We start from the raw sequence: 23,442 nt of genomic DNA, 5'->3' as shown, positions 1-23,442 counted from the left end.
ACACGACAGCGTCGCATCCGGCAGTCACAGGTCGGCGATACCGCCCGCTCCGTATTCTACGAATATTTCCGGGAATTCCTTTGATGCCAGAACAGTTCTGTAAGATTTTTAGAACATCAGCGCCGTGCGGCGGCGTTTTTCTGCGCTCAGTTGTTCAAGTTTATTACGATCGACACAAATCAGCGCATGAGTCGGGCAAGCCGCCATACACGCAGGGCCGTCTTCACGATGGTTACAGAGGTCGCATTTATTGGCTTCAGCTTTGTCAGCCCGTACATTCAGCCCCGCGCCGCTGTTGCGAATCACCGGACGCACCACCACTTCCATCGCGCCATACGGGCAAGCCACAACGCAGGTTTTGCAACCAATGCAACGTTCCTGCATCACATGAACAAACCCTTTATCACGGCTGATAGCACCATTCGGGCAGACGTTAGCGCACGGTGCATCTTCACACTGACGGCAAACTGTCGCCGTGGAAATGTTCACACCTTTAATGACATGGATACGCGGTAAAAATGTTTCCGGGGTCAGCGATGCACAGTCCTGATTTTCCTGATGAGAAACCACGCACGCCACTTCGCAGGTACGGCAACCAATACATTTACTCGCGTCAGCAATGATGAAACGGTTCATCAAATTCTCCAGCAATGACAGTTAATGCGCCGATACATTCACAAATCATGCCAGTTTTTAATTTACTGTTATTTAAGGAAATTAAATTCTGTGATGCAAGAAAAACGATGTCATCGACACTAGTGACGATGACATGTGATGACAATGTTTATCGCGAAAGAGCAATGAGTGAGTCGCGGCGGATCAGTTTTCCGCTGAAGGTTTTCGGCGGTGAGAAATCCCCGCCATCGAGCATAAAAATCAGCCGTCCAATAATTTCCTGAATCATCTCTGTTACCGGAATTTTTACGCTGGAGAGCGCCGGAACGGTGTAGGGGGCAATTGCGATATCATCGAATCCGATAACTGACACCTGCTCTGGCACCGCTACGCCGCGCTCGTGTAACGCTTTCATCGCACCTATCGCCATATCGTCGTTACTGGCAACTAACGCGCTAAATTTAGCCCCACGTTCGAGCAACGTTTCTACCCCTTCGGCCCCGCTGGCGGGCGTCCATTTACCGTTAGCGATAAGTTTTTCATTGAGCGCAATACCATGCTGCGCCAGCGCGTCTTTATATCCGGCAAGACGTTCAATGCTGGTGGGAGAATCCATCGAGCCGGTAAGGAAAGCAATCTCCTGATGTCCGGCGTTTATCAACTCTGCCACGGCGTTAAAGCTGGTCTGTTTATGATCGCACCAGACGCTATGGCTGCTGTTTTTGCGCAGGCGGCGATTAAGCACCATTATCGGCTGACTGTGCGCGTCAATGATGTCATCGATCTCATCCACGCTTAAAAAACGCGGGTAAATCATGATGGCGTCGCAGCGCAAATCCAGCAGATACTGAATCGCCTGGCGCTCTTCTTCGGCGCTGTGTTTGCCATCTGCCAATAGCAACTGTCGCCCTTTCTCTTCCGCCATTCGCGCGGCATGAAACAGTAATTCACTAAAATAAATGCCGTGGTAAAGCGTGTTGGTCACTACCAGCCCCAGCGTCTGCGTACTCTTCGCCGACAGATTGCGCGCCAGCAAGTTTGGACGGTAACCACTCTCTTCTACCGCCTGAAACACGCGATCTTTAGTCTCCTGGCTGACGTAGCCATTACCAGAAAGCACGCGGGAAACGGTCGCTTTTGAAACCCCGGCGCGCTTCGCCACTTCCAGCATCGTCGTCATCATTTTCATCCCTTTACACGCAATCAACGCAGTGTACTGCACCGTTTGCCGATTGTCCTTGCGCAATCAGCGGGAAAAATATTCAGGTGACCGGTTTCACAAATATAAAAAATGAACAATTCACTCTCTTGCTTATTTTTTGACAACTATTCATGATTTTGTGAAACCGGTTTCTTCATTCCGTTTCAGCATCGGCATTTTTCCGTCCCGTCGACTGATAACAACTACATCTACCCTACTGATAACAGGACAAAATCCGATGGCCAAAAATTATGCGGCGCTGGCACGCTCGGTGATAGCGGCACTGGGCGGCGTTGATAACATCTCGGCAGTCACGCACTGTATGACGCGTTTGCGCTTTGTTATCAAAGATGACCAGCTTATCGACAGCCCGACGTTAAAAACCATCCCCGGCGTGCTCGGCGTGGTACGTAATGACAACCAGTGTCAGGTGATTATCGGCAATACCGTTTCACAAGCCTTTCAGGAAGTCGTCAGCCTGCTGCCGGGAGATATGCAGCCCGCACAGCCCGTGGGTAAACCCAAACTCACGCTACGTCGCATTGGTGCGGGGATCCTCGATGCGCTGATCGGCACCATGTCACCGCTGATCCCGGCGATTATCGGCGGATCGATGGTCAAACTGCTGGCGATGATCCTCGAGATGAGCGGCGTGCTGACAAAAGGATCGCCGACCTTAACCATTCTGAATGTGATTGGTGACGGTGCTTTCTTCTTCCTGCCGCTAATGGTCGCGGCATCTGCCGCCATCAAATTTAAAACCAATATGTCGCTGGCGATTGCCATCGCGGGTGTGCTGGTACATCCGAGTTTTATTGAACTGATGGCGAAAGCGGCCCAGGGTGAACATGTCGAATTTGCCCTGATTCCGGTCACCGCGGTGAAATATACCTACACGGTGATCCCGGCGCTGGTGATGACCTGGTGCCTGTCATATATCGAACGCTGGGTGGACAGCATTACACCGGCGGTGACCAAAAACTTCCTCAAGCCAATGCTGATTGTGTTGATTGCCGCACCGCTGGCAATCCTGCTGATTGGCCCGATTGGTATCTGGATCGGTAGCGCCATTTCGGCGCTGGTTTACACCATTCATGGTTATCTGGGCTGGCTTTCAGTCGCCATTATGGGCGCGCTGTGGCCTCTGCTGGTAATGACCGGGATGCACCGCGTCTTTACGCCAACCATCATTCAGACCATTGCCGAAACCGGCAAAGAAGGGATGGTCATGCCGTCAGAGATCGGCGCTAACCTGTCGCTGGGCGGTTCATCACTGGCGGTGGCGTGGAAAACGAAAAACCCGGAACTGCGCCAGACGGCGCTGGCAGCGGCGGCATCAGCCATTATGGCGGGGATTTCCGAACCGGCGTTATACGGCGTGGCTCTTCGCCTGAAACGTCCGCTTATCGCCAGTCTTATCAGCGGTTTTATTTGCGGCGCGGTTGCCGGTATGGCGGGGCTTGCCAGCCACTCAATGGCAGCGCCGGGGCTATTTACCAGCGTGCAGTTCTTCGATCCGGCGAATCCAATGAGCATCGTCTGGGTGTTTGCGGTCATGGCGCTGGCGGTGGTGCTGTCGTTTATCCTCACACTGTTGCTCGGCTTTGAGGATATTCCTGTTGAGGAAGCGGCTGCCGAGGCGCGAAAGCATCAGAGCGCACAACCGACCGTCGCCAAAGAAGTAAGTCTTAATTGAGGATGAAAATGTCAGTATTTCCGCAAGGTTTTTTATGGGGCGGCGCGCTTGCCGCCAACCAGTCTGAAGGCGCGTACCGTGAAGGCGGCAAAGGGCTGACCACGGTCGATATGATCCCACACGGCGAGCATCGAATGGCGGTGAAACTGGGGCTGGAAAAACGTTTTCAGTTGCGCGATGACGAGTTTTATCCCAGCCATGAGGCGACGGATTTTTATCATCGTTATAAAGAAGATATCGCCCTGATGGCAGAGATGGGATTCAAGGTTTTCCGTACCTCAATTGCCTGGAGCCGTCTCTTTCCGCAGGGCGATGAAATCACGCCCAATCAGCAGGGCATTGCTTTTTATCGTTCTGTCTTTGAAGAGTGTAAAAAGTACGGTATCGAACCGCTGGTCACGTTGTGCCACTTCGATGTGCCGATGCATCTGGTCACCGAATATGGCTCCTGGCGTAACCGCAAGCTGGTGGAGTTTTTCAGCCGCTACGCCAGAACCTGCTTTGAAGCATTTGATGGTCTGGTGAAATACTGGCTTACCTTCAATGAAATCAACATTATGTTGCATAGCCCGTTCTCCGGCGCGGGTCTGGTGTTTGAAGAAGGGGAAAATCAGGATCAGGTGAAATATCAGGCCGCGCATCACCAGCTGATTGCCAGTGCATTAGCCACCAAAATCGCCCATGAGGTTAACCCGCAAAATCAGGTGGGCTGTATGCTGGCGGGCGGTAACTTCTACCCTTACAGTTGCAAGCCGGAAGATGTCTGGGCGGCGCTGGAGAAAGATCGGGAAAACCTGTTTTTTATCGATGTGCAGGCGCGGGGCGCGTATCCGGCTTACTCTGCCCGCGTATTCCGCGAAAAAGGGGTAACCATCGACAAAGCACCGGGCGATGATGAGATCCTGAAAAACACCGTCGATTTTGTCTCTTTCAGCTATTACGCCTCGCGCTGCGCCTCGGCGGAGATGAACGCCAACAACAGCAGTGCGGCGAACGTGGTGAAATCGCTGCGTAACCCGTATCTACAGGTAAGCGACTGGGGCTGGGGAATTGATCCACTCGGTCTGCGTATCACCATGAATATGATGTACGACCGCTATCAGAAGCCGCTGTTTCTGGTGGAAAACGGCCTGGGCGCAAAAGATGAATTTGCTGCTAATGGTGAGATTAACGATGACTATCGCATCAGCTATTTACGCGAACATATCCGCGCAATGGGCGAAGCGATTGCAGACGGCATTCCTCTGATGGGCTACACCACCTGGGGCTGTATTGATTTGGTTTCCGCCTCAACGGGTGAAATGAGCAAACGCTACGGTTTTGTCTTTGTTGACCGTGACGACGCAGGAAACGGTACGCTGACGCGCACGCGTAAGAAATCGTTCTGGTGGTATAAAAAAGTGATTGCCAGTAACGGTGAAGATTTAGAGTAAGCAACAGTGCCGGATGCGGCGTGAACGCCTTATCCGGCTTACGTGTCGCACGAACCAGGAAGGCCCGATAAGCGCAGCGCATCGGGCAATCTGGCGTTTGCTATCAGTTCTGATTCCCTCATCAAGAACATCCCTGTCCTGATTCCTTACTGAAAAACTACTCTTCTTCCACCGCTAACTGCGCGAAACCGCCGTTCCCTTCCCAGCCTTCCAGACGTTGATAAACGGTTTCAACCGCATCTTTAATCGGCTGGGTCATCGGGTAGTAAAAGCCGACGATATCCGGCTGGATGCCGAGGAAAATCACTTCGCCAATATCTTCTTTCAACTGATCGATAAGGTAGTTCAACGGCATATTATGGGTAGTCATCATAAACATCTCGGCAATGTCATCCGGGTCGATGATGCGGATCTCGCCGGGGTTTAACCCCATATCCGTGGCGTCGACAATCAGTAACCGCGTAGGGCGCAGTTCACGGATGGCGACGATGTCGTTTTCCGGTGCGCTACCGCCGTCAATCACCACCCAGTTACCTTTCGGCGCGGCGGCGCACTTTTCCGCCAGCAGCGGACCTGCGCCATCATCGCCCATCATGCTATTGCCAACACAGAGTAAAACGTCAGTCACGCAGTCTCCTCACCATCAAATAGATGGCGTTTTCCTGATGAATATCATGCAGCATACTCAACAGCATTGTACTCCATTCCTTCTGCTGTGAAGTTTGCACAGCCCGGGCTTTATCGAATGCGTTGGCCAGCATCGGCACATGGTTAATGTCGATGACGATCTCACCATATTTCGGCACGCCTTCCATTTTGCGGCGGGCTTCGCTGCCCGCCTCCAGAGTGGCAATCCATGCCAGATATTCATCCCACGGGCAGGTGAGCGCCGCTTCCAGGCAATCGATAACCCCAAGGTGGTGACCAATCGCCAGGCTGTAATAGACCACCTGCTGCGCCTCGGCGGGCGTGGCATCGTTCTCATCAATAAATTTACGGCTCAGTTGACTGAACACCACCTTTTCACTCATCGGATACGCGCCTCTTCAACAACATGATTCAGATGGCTGACAATCTCGTTCAGACGCGGATCGTTTTCCGCTTCCAGCCAGCGTGCAACCTGTTCTTCGCCCTGCCCTAACTGTGTCAGGAAGTCATCGGCAATCTGACGACCGTAGCGGTAACCCGCCAGGCGGCGTGCTTCGCGATCCACTTTCACGCGCAGCGGCTGCACCATATCGCCATGCAGGATCTCAGCCGGTTGTTCATCCTGCTCACCCGGGCCACGGGCGTGAATTTTCTGCTCCAGCAGGCCGAGTGCCATTGCAAAGCCGTACAGCGTGGCGGCTGGTGTTGGCGGGCAGCCAGGGATATAAACATCCACCGGGACGATTTTATCCGTACCGCCCCACACGCAGTAAAGATCGTGGAAAATGCCGCCGCTGTTGCCGCAGGCACCGTAGGAGATACAGATTTTCGGGTCCGGCGCGGACTGCCACGCACGTAGCGCAGGGGATCGCATTGCACGGGTGACCGCGCCGGTAAACAGTAAAATATCCGCATGACGCGGTGACGGAACGACTTTAATGCCGAAGCGTTCTGCATCGAAAAGTGGCGAAAGCGTGGCGAAAATTTCGATTTCGCAGCCGTTGCAGCCACCGCAGTCCACGCGGTAAACGTAGGCAGAACGTTTGATTTTTTTCAGTAACGACGCCTTCATGCTGGCGATGGATTCATCCACCGTCATCGGGACCGGAATGCCGTTGGCGTCACGGGGGCCTAATAAATTACTCATCAGATGGCCTCTTTCATATGGCGAGTCAGTTCAATACGGTCGGACGGCACCAGGCATTTCTGGCGCTTACATTCCGGGCAAGTCTCAAAGCTTTCGCGGTGGTTTTCCGCGCGGCTGTCACCGTTGTGCTTAAGCAGCGCAATGGCGTAGTCGATCTCTTTCTGGACGGCGAAAGGACGATTGCAGACGCGGCAGTTGCACAGCGCAAAGCGGGACTGTTGCAGGAAATCTTCTTTCTTCCACACCGCCAGTTCGTACTCTTGCGACAGTTTGATCGCCGCCGTCGGGCAGACTTCTTCGCAGCGTCCACAGAAGATGCAGCGCCCGAGATTAAACTCCCAGGCCAACTCACCGGTGGCGAGGTCAGTCTCAACCGTTAAGGCGTTTGACGGGCAGGCATTGACGCAGGCCGCGCAGCCGATGCACTGCTGCGGGTTCTGCTCTGGCTTACCACGGAAGTTTTTATCAACCGCAATCGGCTCCAGCGGATAAGACGAGGTCGCCGTGCCGGTTTTGATAACTTTTTTGATAAAGGTAAACATGGCGATTCCTTATTTCAGCGGCGAGTTTTTACGCTCAATGCTGTAGCGCTCGAGTTCTTTATACGGCACCACTTTGCTCTTCTTCTTACGCACATCGACCACGGTCATGCGGTCGGTACAGGAGTAGCAAGGGTCCAGGCTACCGATAATCAGCGGCGCATCGGAAACAGTGTTGCCACGCAGCATGTAGCGCAGGGTCGGCCAGTTCGCGTAGGTCGCGGCACGGCAGCGCCAGCGGTACAGCTTCTGGTTGTCGCCGGTCATGCTCCAGTGGATATCATCGCCGCGCGGCGCTTCGGCAAAGCCCAGCGCGAAACGGTGCGGAATGTAGGTAAAGCCTTCCACCATCAGCGGGCCGCCCGGTAGGTTATCCAGACCGTAGTCGATCATGTTCAGCGCGGTATAGACTTCGTTGATACGCACCTTCAGACGGGAAATAACGTCGCAGCCCTGCTCGCTGTGGACTTCCATTGGCAGCAGGCCATAACCAACAAACGGGTGATCGGCACGGGTATCACGGGCGTGACCGCTGGCACGGACCATCGGGCCAACGTTACTGAAGTCGCGAGCGATTTCCGGGTCCAGACGACCAATGCCGACGGTGCGCTGTTCCATGTTCGGTGTGCTCAGCAGCACATCCACCAGCTCCTGCACTTCACGACGCATCTGTTGTGCCAGCTGGCGGGTCTGGATCATGTCGTCTTTCAGCAGATCGCGACGAATCCCGCCGATCAGGTTCAGGCCGTAGGTTTTACGCGCACCGGTAAGGATCTCCGCCATTTTCATTGAGGTTTCACGCACGCGGAAGAACTGCATAAAACCGGAGTCAAAGCCAGTGAAGTGGCAGGCAAGGCCGAGGTTCAGCAGGTGCGAGTGCAGGCGCTCCACCTCCAGCAGAATGGCGCGGATCATCTGCGCGCGTTCTGGCACCTGAATACCCATCGCGTTTTCCACCGACGTGGTGTAGGCGGTGCTGTGGGCAAAGCCGCAGATCCCGCACACACGGTCAGAGAGGAACGTCACTTCGTTGTAACCCATGCGGGTTTCCGCCAGTTTTTCCATGCCGCGATGGACGTAGAACAGGCGGTAGTCGGCGTCGATAATGTTTTCGCCATCGACGAACAGACGGAAGTGGCCCGGTTCGTCAGAAGTGACGTGCAGCGGACCAATCGGCACGACGTTGTTTTTCTTGTCGCCCAGTTCGTTGATGAACTCGTAGGTTTCAGCATCGGTGGTCGGCGCCGGACGCTGACGATAATCCATGCTGTCTTTACGCAGCGGATAAAGTTCATCCGGCCAGTCATCTGGCAGCACCAGACGACGTTCATCCGGTAAACCAACCGGAATCAAACCGTACATATCGCGCACTTCGCGCTCGCCCCACACCGCCGCCGGAACGCGTGGCGTCACGGACGGATACTCCGGTTTGTTGGCGTCAACTTCGACGCGAACCGTAATCCAACATTTGGTGCCCTTCTCCATCGACAGCACGTAGTAAACGGCGTAATGACCGTTCAGTTTGCGTTCGTCGTTACCAAACAGCACCGACAGCCAGCCGCCCTGTTTGTAGTAGAGGAACTCCACCACTTCCGGCAGATAGTTCACCTTCACGGTGACAGTCAGCTGATCTTTGGTCTGCCAGGCGTGGTCCAGCACGACGCCCGGAAAAGCCTCATTCAGCGCGGCGAGATAATGTTGACCTAATTTTTCTTCAGACATGCTCAAACTCTCTTTAATCACGCCGCCAGCAAGGAGACGAACGCTAAAAATGCAAAGCCAAACCCAGCCCAGGTCATGCGTGGAGTAATATCAAGACGCAGACGGGCCATGCTGTTTTCGAATAGCGCGATAACCAGTACGCCGACTACCAGTTTGACGATGGCAATCACCAGCGCCAGCAGCAGCCCACCGACGGTGAAGGTTTCCATTTGTCCCCACGGAATAAACACCCCGACGAACATCTGCAACACCACCAGCTGTTTCAGGCTGATACCCCATTTCATGACGCCAAAGCCGCTGCCGCTGTACTCAGAGAGCGGACCTTCCTGCAACTCCTGCTCGGCTTCCGCCAGGTCGAACGGCAGTTTGCCCATTTCGATAAAAGTGGCGAACGCACAGGCACAAAGCGCCAGCACCAGCGGGATGCTCTGACTCAGCGGCCAGTGATAAACGGTGTCGGTGATGTTGCTGATGTTGGTGGAACCGGCAACCTGTGCGGCGACCCACAGACCTAGCAGCAACATCGGCTCGACCAGCACGCCAAGCATCGCTTCACGGCTCGCGCCGATAGCGGTAAACGGGCTACCGGTATCCAGACCGGAAATGGCAAAGAAGAAACGCGCGATGGCAAAGAGATACAGTAAGGTGATCAAATCGCCCAGTTGCGGTAGCGGAGAACCGACGGTCACCACCGGCAGCGCAGTAGCGATAGTCAGCATGACGCCCACCATCACATACGGCGTCAGGCGGAACACCCAGCCGGAGGCATCCGGGCCAACGCTCTGACGCCCCAGCAGTTTGATAATGTCGCGATACTCCTGCAACACGCCCGGCCCGCGACGGTTATGCAAGCGGGCGCGCGCCACGCGGGTTATACCGGAGAGCAGCGGCGCAACGGCAAATAACACCAGCGCCTGAATTAACGGATATAAAACACTCATTCTCAGGCTCCTCGTGAAACAATAATCACCACCAGTACCGCCAGTTCAACCAGCGCCATCCGGCGGAACAGCAACGCACTGCCTTCGCACTGCCAGCCCGGCACCAGCGACACCGGATTCAGCCATTTGCGCAGTTTCAGCACTGGCGCAAACGCCTGTTTAACCGGCATGGCAAAACCGTGAGCGGTAATCACCATTGATTTTTCGTGGTCGTAGCCGCACACCCAGGCCGCACCGCGGGAACGTGACGGCAAACGGTCGCCTTTGCAAATCGCCATAATGATGAATGGCAGCAGCGGGCAGGCAATCAGCAGCAACGTGATCATTGGTTGAGAAACGGTGGTGTTAGCAGGCTCCAGCGGCAGAGGTACAGCAGCAGACAGCATCGGCAGCAGCCACGGCGCAGCAACACCGCCAATTACGCAGCAAATCGCCAGTGCCACTACGCTTACGCTCATCAGGAGTGGCGCACAGGTGGCGTTTTCGGCTTCTGTGGTACGCGGCGCGCCGAGGAAAGTAACGCCATAAACTTTCGCCATACACATCACCGCCAGCGCACCGGTAATTGCCAGACCCACAGCGAGCAGCGGCCCGAACAGACGGGCAACAAACGCGCCACTATTGCTCAATTTGAAGAAGGATTGATAGATAACCCATTCCCCGGCAAAACCGTTCAGTGGCGGCAGCGCAGCCATTGCCATCAGCCCGACTAACATGGCGATGGAGATAACCGGCATTTTCTTGCCAATACCACCGAGTTTTTCGATATCGCGATGACCGGTACGGAACCAGACGCTCCCCGCCCCGAGGAACAGTACGCTTTTGAACAGGCTATGGTTAAGCAGATGGTACAGACCACCGACCAGGCCAAGAGCAATCAGTGCCGGTTGTTCGAGCGCGATACCCGTTACGCCAGCGCCCAGCCCCAGCAGGATGATGCCGATATTTTCCAGGGTGTGGTAAGCCAGCAGACGCTGGATGTTGTGCTCCATCAACGCATACAGACCGCCGACGAACGCGGTGATCATGCCGAGCACCAGCAGCGCGATCCCCCACCACAGCGGCGCGTTACCACCCAGCAGCGACAGGGTTAAAATGCCCAGCAGGCCAATTTTCATAACGACCGTAGAAAACAACGCGGCAGCTGGCGCAGAGGCGTTAGCATGTGCCTGTGGCACCCAGCCGTGCAGCGGGATAATCCCGGCCAGCAGGCCAAAGCCAATCACGCCGAGCAGCCAGATATCGGAACCGAGCGGCAGTTGCTGCACGCGCATATCCAGCAGGCGCAGATCCAGCGTGCCGTAACGCTGCCACAGTAGCCAGCAAGCAATCGCCAGCAGCAGAGTGCCAAGACGCCCCAGCGCAAACCACAGTTTGCCCTCTTTGCTGTTGCTGGTGAGGAACACTGCGCACAGGGCCATGATTTCGGCCATTACCACGAACATGCCGATGTTGCTGGCGATGACGGCGCACACGGCGGCAGCCATCAACATATTGATCTGCAAGCCGTTGCACTTCACCTGTGCGTGGCGATGCCAGTCAATGTTGTAGAGGCTGACAAACAGGCCGCACAGGCCGAGCGTAATCAGCCAAATCGCATTAAGCGGAGAGATTTGCACATCGTAGCTTACCAGCGACAGCGCACCGCTCACGCCAACCGCGCCAGTCAGTACAGTGAAGCCCGCGGCTGCCGTATACAGACTACCAACCGCGCCGCCAATTCCGGCTATCCAGCCGCTTAGTGCCTTATGAAAAGAAAAGAGAAATGCCAGAACAGCGGCGGCGACAAACCACGCCACGCCGCTATTGATCAGGGAAATTGCGCTCATTTAGCCTCTCCACTTTGAGCCTGCTGAAACAAGGTGAGATCGCCAAAGTCCGTGTTAAAGGTCAGCTCACGCTTACGTTTGCTAACGCGGGCGATATCGGTGTTATCCACCAGGTGCAGGGCTTTGGTCGGGCACATCCGCACGCAGGCCGGACCTTGTTCATCAAAGCTACAAAGGTCACATTTGACGGCGATCGCGCGAATACCCGGCACCCAGTCAAGCAATGTGCTGACACGCGCCGGAGCAGGCGGTGCCGGTGGCGCTTTCGGGGTATTGGCATTTGCAGGAATATCCAGCGGACGGCTGCCGGAAAATTCGATTGCGCCGAACGGACAGGCGATGCCGCACAGTTTGCAGCTTACGCACAGGCTTTCATTCAGCTGCACGGCCCCATCAACACGAGTGATAGCATTAACCGGGCAGACCACCGCACAGGGCGCATCTTCACAGTGGTGACAGAGCTGCGGCGCAGATTCTTTTTCATTTAGCATCACTCTCAGGCGCGGCATAGACTGAAGGCCGTGCTGGCGATGCGTCTCTGAACAGGCGGCCTCACAGGTGTGGCAGCCGATACAGAGCGTGGAGTCAGCAATTACAAAACGATTCACCGGGCATTCCTCAGGTGATTGTCATTTTTGACGAAAACATGCCGATGAAATGTCATTTTCGACACTCATCGACACGCCCATCCCCAAACAGGCATGATGCCTGCAAACCGGACAAAGCCTCAGCTCATGCTGCTGAGCTTTGTCCCTTTACCAGTTGGCTTAAATTCACCGGCGTATTGTTCTCAATGGCGGTGTATAAGTTGTCGTAAACACCAGCGATTTTTTCGAGATAGTGTTCCAGAACCTGTTCGCGATTGCGGATGTTGACCTTGCCATCAATCATGCCGTCAATGCTTAACTGAGCCTGTGCAATCAGCTGCTTGTCTTCGCCGTCTTTCGTTTCGACGTAGTACTCGATGGTGTGGCTGTTAAAACCATCCGCCAGGGTGACGTAGATGCGAAAATGTTCAAAAAGTACGAAACAGAGTTCTTTATCTGGCGCGCAACTCATGGCGTGGTGCAGACGCGCTTTTGATAACGTGATCCCCTGAACCAGCGAATTGCAGTAGATATGCCACTGGTCCTGTAGGCGACGATGCCGCTGTGCGATGTAATCGGCTTTCTCGCTTATTTCCCAAATAGTCATTGTCAGGTTACCCGTTTAACAGAGATGCCAGCCTTAAGCATTTTTTGTGCCAATTTTTATCTCATTGTTATTTATATATTTTTCATAAGACAACCGACTTTCGACGCCATGACGACGTGTCATTTCGACATCATCGACATTGTTCACATCAGGGATAATCAACACTGGCATAATTATTGCTTGTCACGGGCAACAGTTAATGGGAGGCGATATGCACGAAATAACCCTCTGCCAGCGGGCACTGGAATTGATCGAACAGCAGGCCATACAGCACGGCGCAAAACGCGTAACTGCGGTCTGGCTCAAAATTGGCGCATTTTCTTGTGTCGAAACCAGCTCTCTTGCCTTTTGTTTTGATCTGGTTTGCCGCGGCAGCGTGGCAGAAGGTTGTAAACTGCACCTCGAAGAACAAGAGGCCGAGTGCTGGTGTGAAACATGCCAGCAGTATGTGACGCTACTGACCCAGCGCGTCCGCCGCTGTCCACAGTGTCATGGCGACATGCTGCGCATTGTGGCAGACGACGGTTTACAGATTCGGCGGATAGAAATAGACCAGGAGTGAGCGATGTGTACAACATGCGGTTGCGGTGAAGGCAACCTGTATATCGAGGGTGATGAACATAACCCTCATTCCGCGTTTCGTAGCGCGCCATTTGCCCCGGCGGCACGGCCGAAGATGAAAATCACCGGCATTAAAGCGCCTGAATTTACCCCCAGCCAGACCGAAGAAGGCGACCTGCATTATGGTCATGGCGAAGCGGGCACTCATGCGCCAGGTATGAGCCAGCGTCGGATGCTGGAAGTCGAAATTGACGTGCTGGACAAAAACAACCGTCTGGCCGAACGCAACCGCGCGCGCTTTGCTGCCCGCAATCAGTTGGTACTCAACCTGGTTTCCAGCCCTGGTTCCGGTAAAACTACCTTGCTGACGGAAACCTTAATGCGCCTGAAAGACAGCGTTCCGTGTGCAGTGATTGAAGGCGACCAGCAAACCGTGAACGATGCAGCCCGCATTCGCGCTACCGGCACACCAGCGATTCAAGTGAATACCGGTAAAGGCTGCCATCTCGATGCCCAGATGATCGCTGATGCCTCACCGCGCCTGCCACTGGCCGATAACGGTATTCTGTTTATCGAAAACGTTGGCAACCTGGTTTGCCCGGCCAGCTTCGATCTCGGTGAAAAACACAAAGTGGCGGTGCTTTCCGTTACCGAAGGTGAAGACAAACCGCTGAAATATCCGCATATGTTTGCCGCCGCCTCGCTGATGCTGCTCAACAAAGTTGACTTGCTGCCGTATCTCAATTTCGACGTTGAGAAGTGCATCGCCTGCGCCCGCGAAGTCAATCCAGAAATTGAAATCATCCTTATTTCCGCCACCAGCGGCGAAGGGATGGACCAGTGGCTGAACTGGCTGGAGGCACAGCGATGTGCATAGGCGTTCCTGGCCAGATTCGCACCATTGACGGCAACCTGGCGAAAGTCGACGTCTGCGGCATTCAGCGCGATGTCGATTTAACGCTAGTCGGCAGCTGCGATGAAAACGGTCAGCCACGCGTGGGCCAGTGGGTACTGGTTCACGTTGGCTTTGCCATGAGCGTAATTAATGAAGCCGAAGCGCGCGACACTCTCGACGCCTTACAAAATATGTTTGATGTTGAGCCGGATGTCGGTGCGCTGTTGTATGGCGAGGAAAAATAATGCGTTTTGTTGATGAATATCGCGCGCCGGAACAGGTGATGCAGTTAATTGAGCATCTGCGCGAACGTGCTTCACATCTCTCTTACACCGCCGAACGCCCTCTGCGGATTATGGAAGTGTGCGGTGGTCATACCCACGCCATTTTTAAATTCGGCCTCGACCAGTTACTGCCGGAAAACGTTGAGTTTATCCACGGTCCGGGCTGCCCGGTGTGCGTTCTGCCGATGGGCAGAATCGACACCTGCGTGGAAATTGCCAGCCATCCGGAAGTCATCTTCTGTACCTTTGGCGACGCCATGCGCGTACCGGGGAAACAGGGGTCGTTGTTGCAGGCAAAAGCACGCGGTGCTGATGTGCGTATCGTTTACTCGCCAATGGATGCGTTGAAACTGGCGCAGGAGAATCCAACTCGTAAAGTGGTGTTCTTCGGCTTAGGGTTTGAAACCACCATGCCGACCACCGCAATCACGCTGCAACAGGCAAAAGCCCGCGATGTGCAGAATTTTTACTTCTTCTGCCAGCACATTACGCTGATCCCCACGCTGCGCAGTTTGCTGGAACAGCCGGACAATGGCATCGACGCGTTCCTCGCGCCGGGCCACGTCAGTATGGTAATCGGCACCGACGCCTATAATTTTATCGCCAGCGATTTTCATCGCCCGCTGGTGGTCGCTGGTTTCGAACCACTTGATCTACTGCAAGGCGTGGTGATGCTGGTAGAGCAGAAAATAGCGGCCCACAGCAAGGTAGAGAATCAGTACCGGCGAGTGGTGCCAGATGCGGGTAATTTGCTGGCACAACAGGCGATTGCTGACGTCTTCTGCGTCAATGGCGACAGCGAATGGCGCGGCTTAGGCGTGATTGAATCTTCTGGTGTGCACCTGACGCCGGATTATCAACGATTCGATGCCGAAGCACATTTCCGCCCAGCACCGCAGCAGGTTTGCGATGACCCGCGCGCACGTTGTGGTGAAGTATTGACCGGCAAATGTAAGCCGCATCAATGCCCGCTGTTTGGTAACACCTGTAATCCTCAAACCGCGTTCGGCGCACTTATGGTTTCCTCCGAAGGAGCATGTGCCGCATGGTATCAGTATCGTCAGCAGGAGAGTGAAGTGTGAATAATATCCAACTCGCCCACGGCAGCGGCGGCCAGGCGATGCAGCAATTAATCAACAGCCTGTTTATGGAGGCGTTTGCTAATCCGTGGCTGGCAGAACAGGAAGATCAGGCACGTCTTGACCTGGCGCAATTAATGGCAGAAGGCGATCGTCTGGCTTTCTCCACTGACAGCTACGTCATCGACCCGCTGTTCTTCCCTGGCGGTAATATCGGCAAGCTGGCGATTTGCGGCACGGCCAATGACGTTGCGGTCAGCGGCGCTATCCCACGTTATCTCTCCTGTGGATTTATCCTCGAAGAAGGATTGCCGATGGAGACGCTGAAAGCGGTAGTGACCAGCATGGCAGAAACCGCCCGCGCGGCAGGAATCGCCATCGTCACTGGCGATACTAAAGTGGTACAGCGTGGGGCGGCAGATAAACTGTTTATCAACACCGCAGGCATGGGCGCAATTCCGGCGAATATTCACTGGGGAGCACAAACTCTCGCCGCAGGCGATGTTCTGCTGGTTAGCGGTACGCTCGGCGACCACGGAGCAACTATCCTTAACCTGCGCGAGCAGCTGGGGCTGGACGGCGAACTGGTCAGCGATTGCGCGGTACTGACGCCGCTGATTCAGACGCTGCGCGACATTCCCGGCGTGAAAGCGCTGCGCGATGCTACCCGTGGTGGAGTGAACGCGGTAGTTCATGAGTTCGCAGCAGCCTGCGGTTGCGGTATTGAACTTTCAGAAGCAGCGCTGCCGGTTAAACCTGCCGTGCGTGGCGTTTGCGAATTGCTGGGCCTGGATGCCCTCAACTTTGCCAACGAAGGTAAGCTGGTGATTGCTGTAGAGCGTAACGCGGCAGAGCAAGTGCTGGCGGCGCTGCGTTCCCACCCACTGGGACAAGATGCGGCATTAATTGGCGAAGTGGTTGAGCGTAAAGGTGTTCGTCTCGCTGGACTTTATGGCGTGAAACGAACTCTCGATCTACCACACGCCGAACCGCTACCTCGTATATGCTAATAAAAATCTAGCCCCTGGAATTTGTCATTTACCTTTTGCACCGCTTAGCGGTGCTTTCCTGGAAGAACAACATGTCGTATACACCGATGAGTGATCTCGGGCAACAAGGGTTGTTCGACATCACTCGGACACTATTGCAGCAGCCCGATCTGGCCTCGCTGTGTGAGGCTCTTTCGCAACTGGTAAAGCGTTCTGCGCTCGCCGACAACGCAGCTATTGTGTTGTGGCAAGCGCAGACTCAACGTGCGACTTATTACGCGTCGCGTGACAAAGACAATCCTATTAAATACGAAGACGAAACCATTCTGGCACATGGTCCGGTGCGCAGCATTTTATCGCGCCCTGACACACTGCACTGCAGCTACGAAGAATTTTGTGACACCTGGCCACAACTGGCTACGAGTGGGCTATACCCCAAATTTGGTCACTATTGCCTGATGCCGCAGGCCGCGGAAGGACATATTTTTGGCGGTTGTGAATTTATTCGTTATGACGATCGCCCGTGGAGCGAAAAAGAGTTCAATCGTCTGCAAACATTTACGCAGATTGTTTCTGTTGTCAGCGAGCAAATTCAGAGCCGCGTCATCAACAATGTCGACTACGAACTGCTATGCCGGGAACGGGATAACTTCCGCATCCTGGTTGCCATCACCAACGCGGTACTTTCTCGCCTGGACATGGACGAGCTGGTCAGCGAAGTGGCTAAAGAAATCCACTACTACTTCGATATCGACGATATCAGCATCGTTTTACGCAGCCACCGCAAAAACAAACTCAACGTTTACTCTACTCACTATCTCGATAAACAGCATCCCACTCACGAACAGAGTGAAGTTGATGAGGCGGGAACCCTCACTGAGCGCGTATTTAAAAGCAAAGAGATGCTGCTGCTTAATCTCCACGAGCGAGACAATTTAGCCCCCTACGAACGCATGTTGTTCGACACCTGGGGCAACCAGATCCAGACGCTGTGCCTGCTACCGTTGATGTCTGGCAACACCATGTTGGGCGTGCTGAAACTGGCGCAGTGCGAAGAGAAAACCTTTACCACCACTAACCTGAGTTTGCTGCGCCAGATTGCGGAACGTGTGGCGATTGCCGTGGATAACGCCCTCGCCTATCAGGAAATCCACCGTCTGAAGGAGCGCCTGGTTGATGAAAACCTTGCTCTGACCGAACAGCTCAATAATGTGGATAGCGAATTTGGCGAGATTATTGGTCGCAGCGAAGCCATGTATAGCGTGCTCAAGCAGGTTGAGATGGTAGCGCAAAGCGACAGTACCGTACTCATTCTCGGTGAAACGGGGACAGGTAAGGAACTGATTGCCCGCGCGATCCACAATCTTAGCAACCGCAATGGTCGGCGAATGGTGAAGATGAACTGCGCCGCCATGCCTGCGGGATTACTGGAAAGTGACCTGTTTGGTCATGAGCGTGGTGCCTTTACTGGTGCCAGCGCTCAGCGCATTGGTCGTTTTGAACTGGCGGATAAAAGCTCGCTGTTCCTCGATGAAGTGGGCGATATGCCGCTGGAGTTACAGCCGAAGTTGCTGCGCGTATTGCAGGAACAGGAATTCGAACGCCTCGGCAGCAACAAAATCATTCAGACGGACGTGCGTTTAATCGCCGCGACTAACCGCGATCTGAAAAAAATGGTCGCCGACCGCGAGTTCCGTAGCGATCTCTACTACCGCCTGAACGTCTTCCCGATTCATCTGCCGCCGCTGCGCGAGCGCCCGGAAGATATTCCGCTGCTGGCTAAAGCCTTTACATTTAAAATTGCCCGCCGCCTGGGTCGTAATATTGACAGCATTCCTGCCGAGACTCTGCGCGCATTGAGCAATATGGAATGGCCAGGTAACGTGCGCGAACTGGAAAACGTCATTGAGCGCGCGGTGTTGCTGACTCGCGGTAACGTTCTACAACTCTCTTTACCCGATATCCCTCTGTCAGAACCTGAAACACCACCGGCCGCGACGGTCGTCGCCCAGGAAGGCGAAGATGAATATCAACTGATTGTCCGCGTATTAAAAGAGACTAATGGCGTGGTTGCCGGGCCAAAAGGCGCTGCACAACGTCTGGGGTTAAAACGCACCACTCTGCTGTCACGGATGAAGCGGCTGGGGATAGATAAAGCGGCATTGGTTTAACAGATGTGGTTATACTCGATCAACATTCAATGAAAGGAGGCAGTATGGCAGTTTCAGCAAGAAATCAATTAACCGGAACAGTTAGCGCAGTCGCAATGGGCGCGGTGAATGATGAAGTAGAACTGACGCTGGCAGGTGGCGCAAAGCTGGTGGCAATTGTTACCCACAGTAGCCAGCAAGCCCTGGGGCTGGCAAAAGGGAAAGAAGCGATTGCCCTGATTAAAGCCCCGTGGGTAACGCTGGCAACGGAAGACTGTGGACTGAAATTCTCCGCTCGCAACCAGTTTGCTGGCAGCGTGTCGAAAATCACCGAAGGCGCAGTGAATGCCACTGTCCATATCAAAACAGATGCGGGTTTTGAAATTGTGGCTGTGGTAACCAATGAAAGCCAGGATGAAATGAAACTCACCACAGGATCGCGCGTTATTGCGTTGATCAAGGCATCAGCAATCCTGATTGCGACCAAAGCGTAAGCGCCGTACTTGCCGGAGAGAATAAATTCCTCCGGCAAATTTATTTCTTCCGGCGATATTTTTCCGGCAGTTCTGGTACTGGACGTTTATCATCAATCAGATGACGCACGGTTAAGATCGGATGACGCCACAGCATTCTCGGCCCCGCCCACCGCATAATCTGCTTCATCTCTTCACGCTTCGCAGGCTGGTAACAGTGCACCGGACACTGTTTACAGGCCGGTTTCTCTTCGCCAAACACACATTTATCCAGCCGCTTTTGCGCGTAAGCAAACAGCGCATCGTAATGCTCCGGCTCCGCTGACGCCTGCGGGCATTTCGCTTGATAAAGATCGATCATTTTTTTAATCGTCAGTTTTTCACGAGAGATACGCTTGCCGGACATGCTGCCTCCATACTCTTAAGGTGCATTTATATTACAACTTAATTCTAAAGGGGACTATGGCTCTGAAGGAGGAGGTTTCTTCAACCGATGTAATTTTGCGATCTTGTTTCATAGTCATCACGCAAAAGCTGCAAAGCAGCATTTTTCGCGGAACCGGCATCAAGAACTCACCTTTCGCGTCTTCCCCTGAAATGATTAACTCCGGTATCATGTGCGCCTTATGTGATTACAACGAAAATAAAAACCATCACACTACATTTAACATCAGGGAACCGGATCTAATTCCATGAGTGTAATAGAAAATTTCGACGCCCATACACCAATGATGCAGCAGTATCTCAAGCTGAAAGCCCAGCATCCGGAGATCCTGCTGTTCTACCGGATGGGTGACTTTTACGAGCTGTTTTATGACGACGCAAAACGGGCGTCGCAGCTGCTGGATATTTCGCTGACCAAACGCGGCGCGTCTGCGGGCGAGCCGATCCCGATGGCGGGTATTCCCTACCATGCAGTGGAAAACTATCTCGCCAAACTGGTGAATCAGGGCGAGTCCGTCGCTATATGCGAACAGATTGGCGACCCGGCGACCAGCAAAGGTCCGGTTGAGCGCAAAGTTGTCCGTATCGTTACGCCAGGCACCATCAGCGATGAAGCCCTGTTGCAGGAGCGTCAGGATAACCTGCTGGCGGCTATCTGGCAGGACAGCAAAGGTTTCGGCTACGCGACGCTGGATATCAGTTCCGGTCGTTTTCGTCTGAGCGAACCGGCTGACCGCGAAACGATGGCGGCAGAGCTGCAACGCACCAATCCAGCGGAACTGCTGTATGCAGAAGATTTCGCCGAGATGTCGCTGATTGAAGGTCGTCGCGGCCTGCGTCGTCGCCCGCTGTGGGAGTTTGAAATCGACACCGCGCGCCAGCAGTTGAACCTGCAATTTGGCACTCGTGATCTGATTGGTTTCGGCGTCGAGAATGCGCCACGCGGGCTTTGTGCTGCCGGTTGCCTGTTGCAGTATGCGAAAGATACCCAACGCACGACCCTGCCGCATATTCGTTCTATCACCATGGAACGTGAGCAGGACAGCATCATTATGGATGCCGCGACGCGTCGTAACCTGGAAATCACCCAGAACCTGGCGGGCGGTGCGGAAAATACGCTGGCTTCTGTGCTCGACTGCACTGTAACGCCGATGGGTAGTCGTATGCTGAAACGCTGGCTGCATATGCCAGTGCGCGACACCCGCGTGTTGCTTGAGCGCCAGCAAACTATTGGCGCATTGCAGGATTTTACCGCCGAGCTGCAGCCGGTACTGCGGCAGGTCGGCGATCTGGAGCGTATTCTGGCGCGTCTGGCGTTGCGTACCGCTCGCCCGCGCGATCTCGCCCGTATGCGTCACGCTTTCCAACAACTGCCGGAACTGCGCGCGCAGTTAGAAACTGTCGATAGTGCACCGGTACAGGCGCTGCGTGAGAAGATGGGCGAGTTTGCCGAGCTGCGCGAGCTGCTGGAGCGGGCAATCATCGACACACCGCCAGTGCTGGTACGCGACGGTGGTGTTATCGCACCGGGCTATAACGAAGAGCTGGATGAGTGGCGGGCGCTGGCTGACGGCGCGACCGATTATCTGGAGCGTCTGGAAGTCCGCGAGCGTGAACGTACCGGCCTGGACACGCTAAAAGTTGGCTTTAACGCGGTTCATGGTTATTACATTCAGATCAGCCGTGGACAAAGCCATCTGGCACCAATCAACTACATGCGTCGCCAGACGCTGAAAAACGCTGAACGTTACATTATTCCAGAGCTGAAAGAGTACGAAGATAAAGTTCTCACCTCAAAAGGCAAAGCACTGGCACTGGAAAAACAGCTTTATGAAGAGTTGTTCGACCTGCTGTTGCCGCATCTGGAAGCGCTGCAACAGAGCGCGAGCGCGCTGGCGGAACTCGACGTGCTGGTGAACCTGGCGGAACGGGCCTATACCCTGAACTACACCTGCCCGATCTTTATTGATAAACCTGGCATTCGCATTACCGAAGGCCGCCATCCGGTGGTTGAACAGGTACTGAATGAGCCGTTTATCGCTAACCCGCTGAACCTGTCGCCACAGCGTCGGATGTTGATTATTACCGGTCCGAACATGGGCGGTAAAAGTACCTATATGCGCCAGACCGCACTGATTGCGCTGATGGCCTATATCGGCAGCTATGTACCGGCACAAAAAGTCGAGATTGGCCCGATTGACCGTATCTTTACCCGTGTGGGCGCGGCGGACGATCTGGCATCCGGGCGTTCAACCTTTATGGTGGAGATGACCGAAACCGCTAATATTCTGCATAACGCCACCGAGTACAGTCTGGTGTTGATGGATGAGATCGGGCGCGGGACGTCCACTTACGATGGTCTGTCGCTGGCATGGGCGTGTGCGGAAAATCTGGCGAATAAGATTAAGGCATTGACGCTGTTTGCCACCCACTATTTCGAGCTGACCCAGCTACCGGAGAAAATGGAAGGCGTCGCCAACGTGCATCTCGATGCGCTGGAGCACGGCGACACCATTGCCTTTATGCACAGCGTGCAGGACGGCGCGGCGAGCAAAAGCTACGGCCTGGCGGTTGCTGCTCTGGCGGGCGTGCCAAAAGAAGTTATTAAGCGCGCACGGCAAAAACTGCGTGAGCTGGAAAGCATTTCGCCGAACGCCGCCGCGACGCAGGTGGATGGTACGCAGATGTCTTTGCTATCAGTACCAGAAGAAACTTCGCCTGCGGTCGAAGCTCTGGAAAACCTCGACCCGGATTCACTCACCCCGCGTCAGGCGTTAGAGTGGATTTATCGGTTGAAGAGTCTGGTGTAAAAATAATTCCCGATAGTCTTTTGCTATCGGGAATATTAACGACAACTGACGAATCAAATAAAAATACCCTGTATAATAGTAGATATTATTTTACAGGGTAAAACCATGCCATCTACACGCTATCAAAAAATCAATGCCCATCACTATCGCCATATATGGGTCGTTGGTGATATTCATGGGGATTATCAATTATTACAATCCCGTTTACATAAATTATCTTTTTGTCCCGAAACTGACTTGCTTATTTCCACAGGCGATAACATTGATCGTGGGCCGGAGAGTCTTAACGTGCTGCGCCTGTTAAACCAGCCCTGGTTTAACACCGTAAAAGGCAACCACGAAACGATGGCGCTTGATGCATTCTCGACTGGCGATGGCAATATGTGGTTAGCCAGCGGCGGTGACTGGTTTTTTGATTTAAATGATACGGAACAACAAGAGGCAATAGATCTGTTATTGAGATTCCATAAACTTCCGCATATTATTGAAATTACCAACGACATAATAAAATATGTCATCGCACATGCAGATTATCCGGGGAATGAATATCAGTTCGGAAAAGAAATAGCGGAGAGCGAATTACTCTGGCCTGTTGAACGTGTGCAGAAATCGCTTAATGGCGAGTTACAAGAAATAAACGGCGCTGATTATTTTATATTTGGACATATGATGTTTGATAACATTCAGACGTTCGCTAACCAGATTTACATTGATACCGGATCGCCGAAAAGCGGACGGCTGTCATTTTATAAAATAAAGTAGTCTCATGCTTCTTCTGTGAAGCATGAGTAA

23 protein-coding genes are annotated in these 23,442 nt (G+C 53.9%); 11 read left to right on the top strand and 12 right to left on the bottom strand.

Going from position 1 to position 23,442, the window contains the following annotated elements; translation table 11 throughout:
- Window positions 1–108: 108 nt before the first annotated feature.
- Together hydN and ascG are read right to left on the bottom strand one after the other, a co-directional pair.
- On the bottom strand, window positions 109–636 hold the full coding sequence (hydN, locus tag AACU94_RS02580) for an electron transport protein HydN (protein WP_001078777.1): 528 nt from the start codon (window positions 634–636) through the stop codon (window positions 109–111).
- A 148-nt stretch (window positions 637–784) separates the two neighbouring features.
- Window positions 785–1,795, bottom strand: coding sequence for a DNA-binding transcriptional regulator AscG (ascG, locus tag AACU94_RS02575; RefSeq protein ID WP_001374632.1), 1,011 nt, complete (start codon window positions 1,793–1,795; stop codon window positions 785–787).
- A gap of 259 nt (window positions 1,796–2,054) precedes the next feature.
- Here ascG and ascF point away from each other — a divergent pair, with 259 nt between their 5' ends.
- Together ascF and ascB are read left to right on the top strand one after the other, a co-directional pair.
- Window positions 2,055–3,512, top strand: coding sequence for a PTS cellobiose/arbutin/salicin transporter subunit IIBC (ascF, locus tag AACU94_RS02570; RefSeq protein WP_135488881.1), 1,458 nt, complete (start codon window positions 2,055–2,057; stop codon window positions 3,510–3,512).
- 8 nt (window positions 3,513–3,520) lie between these two features.
- Window positions 3,521–4,945: a 6-phospho-beta-glucosidase AscB gene (gene ascB / locus AACU94_RS02565; protein ID WP_135488880.1), complete on the top strand. Its 1,425-nt coding sequence runs from the start codon at window positions 3,521–3,523 to the stop codon at window positions 4,943–4,945.
- A gap of 157 nt (window positions 4,946–5,102) precedes the next feature.
- On the opposite strand, the gene hycI is transcribed toward ascB, so the two are convergent.
- The 9 genes from hycI to hycA form a co-directional block, all read right to left on the bottom strand.
- Window positions 5,103–5,573 carry a hydrogenase maturation peptidase HycI gene (gene hycI / locus AACU94_RS02560; RefSeq protein ID WP_000132961.1) on the bottom strand — a complete coding sequence of 157 codons (471 nt, stop codon included), beginning with the start codon at window positions 5,571–5,573 and terminating at the stop codon, window positions 5,103–5,105.
- The gene (gene hycH, locus AACU94_RS02555; protein ID WP_001291925.1) at window positions 5,566–5,976 is read right to left on the bottom strand and encodes a formate hydrogenlyase assembly protein HycH; all 411 of its coding nucleotides are present in this window, start codon (window positions 5,974–5,976) and stop codon (window positions 5,566–5,568) included. Before hycH ends, hycI begins: the two co-directional genes overlap by 8 nt.
- Window positions 5,973–6,740 (bottom strand): formate hydrogenlyase subunit HycG, encoded by a 768-nt coding sequence (gene hycG, locus AACU94_RS02550; protein ID WP_000067399.1) that lies wholly within the window; start codon window positions 6,738–6,740, stop codon window positions 5,973–5,975. Before hycG ends, hycH begins: the two co-directional genes overlap by 4 nt.
- Window positions 6,740–7,282: a formate hydrogenlyase subunit HycF gene (gene hycF / locus AACU94_RS02545; RefSeq protein ID WP_000493785.1), complete on the bottom strand. Its 543-nt coding sequence runs from the start codon at window positions 7,280–7,282 to the stop codon at window positions 6,740–6,742. The genes hycG and hycF overlap by 1 nt, the downstream gene beginning before the upstream one ends.
- Window positions 7,283–7,291: 9 nt before the next feature.
- Window positions 7,292–9,001 (bottom strand): formate hydrogenlyase subunit HycE, encoded by a 1,710-nt coding sequence (gene hycE / locus AACU94_RS02540; protein WP_001288122.1) that lies wholly within the window; start codon window positions 8,999–9,001, stop codon window positions 7,292–7,294.
- Between the two features lie 17 nt (window positions 9,002–9,018).
- Window positions 9,019–9,942 (bottom strand): formate hydrogenlyase subunit HycD, encoded by a 924-nt coding sequence (gene hycD, locus AACU94_RS02535; RefSeq protein WP_135488879.1) that lies wholly within the window; start codon window positions 9,940–9,942, stop codon window positions 9,019–9,021.
- Between the two features lie 2 nt (window positions 9,943–9,944).
- On the bottom strand, window positions 9,945–11,771 hold the full coding sequence (hycC, locus tag AACU94_RS02530; RefSeq protein ID WP_135488878.1) for a formate hydrogenlyase subunit 3: 1,827 nt from the start codon (window positions 11,769–11,771) through the stop codon (window positions 9,945–9,947).
- Window positions 11,768–12,379, bottom strand: a complete 612-nt coding sequence (gene hycB / locus AACU94_RS02525) for a formate hydrogenlyase subunit HycB (RefSeq protein ID WP_001079186.1) — start codon at window positions 12,377–12,379, stop codon at window positions 11,768–11,770. The genes hycC and hycB overlap by 4 nt, the downstream gene beginning before the upstream one ends.
- 124 nt (window positions 12,380–12,503) lie before the next feature.
- Window positions 12,504–12,965, bottom strand: coding sequence for a formate hydrogenlyase regulator HycA (hycA, locus tag AACU94_RS02520; RefSeq protein ID WP_130207632.1), 462 nt, complete (start codon window positions 12,963–12,965; stop codon window positions 12,504–12,506).
- Window positions 12,966–13,176: 211 nt separating this feature from the next.
- Between hycA and hypA the strand changes: the two genes are divergently transcribed.
- The 7 genes from hypA to AACU94_RS02485 all read left to right on the top strand — a co-directional run bounded on the left by hypA (window position 13,177) and on the right by AACU94_RS02485 (window position 19,417).
- The gene (gene hypA / locus AACU94_RS02515; protein WP_130207634.1) at window positions 13,177–13,527 is read left to right on the top strand and encodes a hydrogenase maturation nickel metallochaperone HypA; all 351 of its coding nucleotides are present in this window, start codon (window positions 13,177–13,179) and stop codon (window positions 13,525–13,527) included.
- 3 nt (window positions 13,528–13,530) lie between these two features.
- Window positions 13,531–14,403: a hydrogenase nickel incorporation protein HypB gene (gene hypB / locus AACU94_RS02510; protein ID WP_135488877.1), complete on the top strand. Its 873-nt coding sequence runs from the start codon at window positions 13,531–13,533 to the stop codon at window positions 14,401–14,403.
- A complete protein-coding gene (gene hypC, locus AACU94_RS02505; protein ID WP_000334874.1) occupies window positions 14,394–14,666 on the top strand; it encodes a hydrogenase 3 maturation protein HypC in 273 nt (90 codons plus the stop codon). The genes hypB and hypC overlap by 10 nt, the downstream gene beginning before the upstream one ends.
- The gene (gene hypD, locus AACU94_RS02500; protein ID WP_130207636.1) at window positions 14,666–15,787 is read left to right on the top strand and encodes a hydrogenase formation protein HypD; all 1,122 of its coding nucleotides are present in this window, start codon (window positions 14,666–14,668) and stop codon (window positions 15,785–15,787) included. The genes hypC and hypD overlap by 1 nt, the downstream gene beginning before the upstream one ends.
- Window positions 15,784–16,794, top strand: coding sequence for a hydrogenase maturation carbamoyl dehydratase HypE (gene hypE / locus AACU94_RS02495; RefSeq protein WP_135488876.1), 1,011 nt, complete (start codon window positions 15,784–15,786; stop codon window positions 16,792–16,794). Before hypD ends, hypE begins: the two co-directional genes overlap by 4 nt.
- A 71-nt stretch (window positions 16,795–16,865) precedes the next feature.
- Entirely contained in the window at window positions 16,866–18,944 is a 2,079-nt protein-coding gene (flhA, locus tag AACU94_RS02490) for a formate hydrogenlyase transcriptional activator FlhA (RefSeq protein ID WP_130207640.1), read from the top strand.
- 44 nt (window positions 18,945–18,988) lie between these two features.
- Complete coding sequence (locus AACU94_RS02485; protein ID WP_130221542.1) at window positions 18,989–19,417, top strand: TOBE domain-containing protein; 429 nt, start codon at window positions 18,989–18,991, stop codon at window positions 19,415–19,417.
- 40 nt (window positions 19,418–19,457) lie between these two features.
- Here AACU94_RS02485 and AACU94_RS02480 read toward each other — a convergent pair whose 3' ends face one another.
- Complete coding sequence (locus AACU94_RS02480; RefSeq protein ID WP_130207644.1) at window positions 19,458–19,802, bottom strand: nitrous oxide-stimulated promoter family protein; 345 nt, start codon at window positions 19,800–19,802, stop codon at window positions 19,458–19,460.
- A 286-nt stretch (window positions 19,803–20,088) separates the two neighbouring features.
- On the opposite strand from AACU94_RS02480, the gene mutS reads away from it, so the two are divergent.
- On the top strand, window positions 20,089–22,650 hold the full coding sequence (mutS, locus tag AACU94_RS02475) for a DNA mismatch repair protein MutS (protein WP_135488874.1): 2,562 nt from the start codon (window positions 20,089–20,091) through the stop codon (window positions 22,648–22,650).
- Between the two features lie 105 nt (window positions 22,651–22,755).
- Window positions 22,756–23,412, top strand: coding sequence for a protein-serine/threonine phosphatase (gene pphB / locus AACU94_RS02470; protein WP_135488873.1), 657 nt, complete (start codon window positions 22,756–22,758; stop codon window positions 23,410–23,412).
- Window positions 23,413–23,442 lie beyond the last annotated feature (30 nt).

Source organism: Escherichia sp. E4702 (assembly GCF_963883545.1).
GTDB lineage: Bacteria > Pseudomonadota > Gammaproteobacteria > Enterobacterales > Enterobacteriaceae > Escherichia.
Note: the sequence above shows the minus strand (reverse complement) of the source record. Positions and strands in the feature narration are given on the sequence as shown.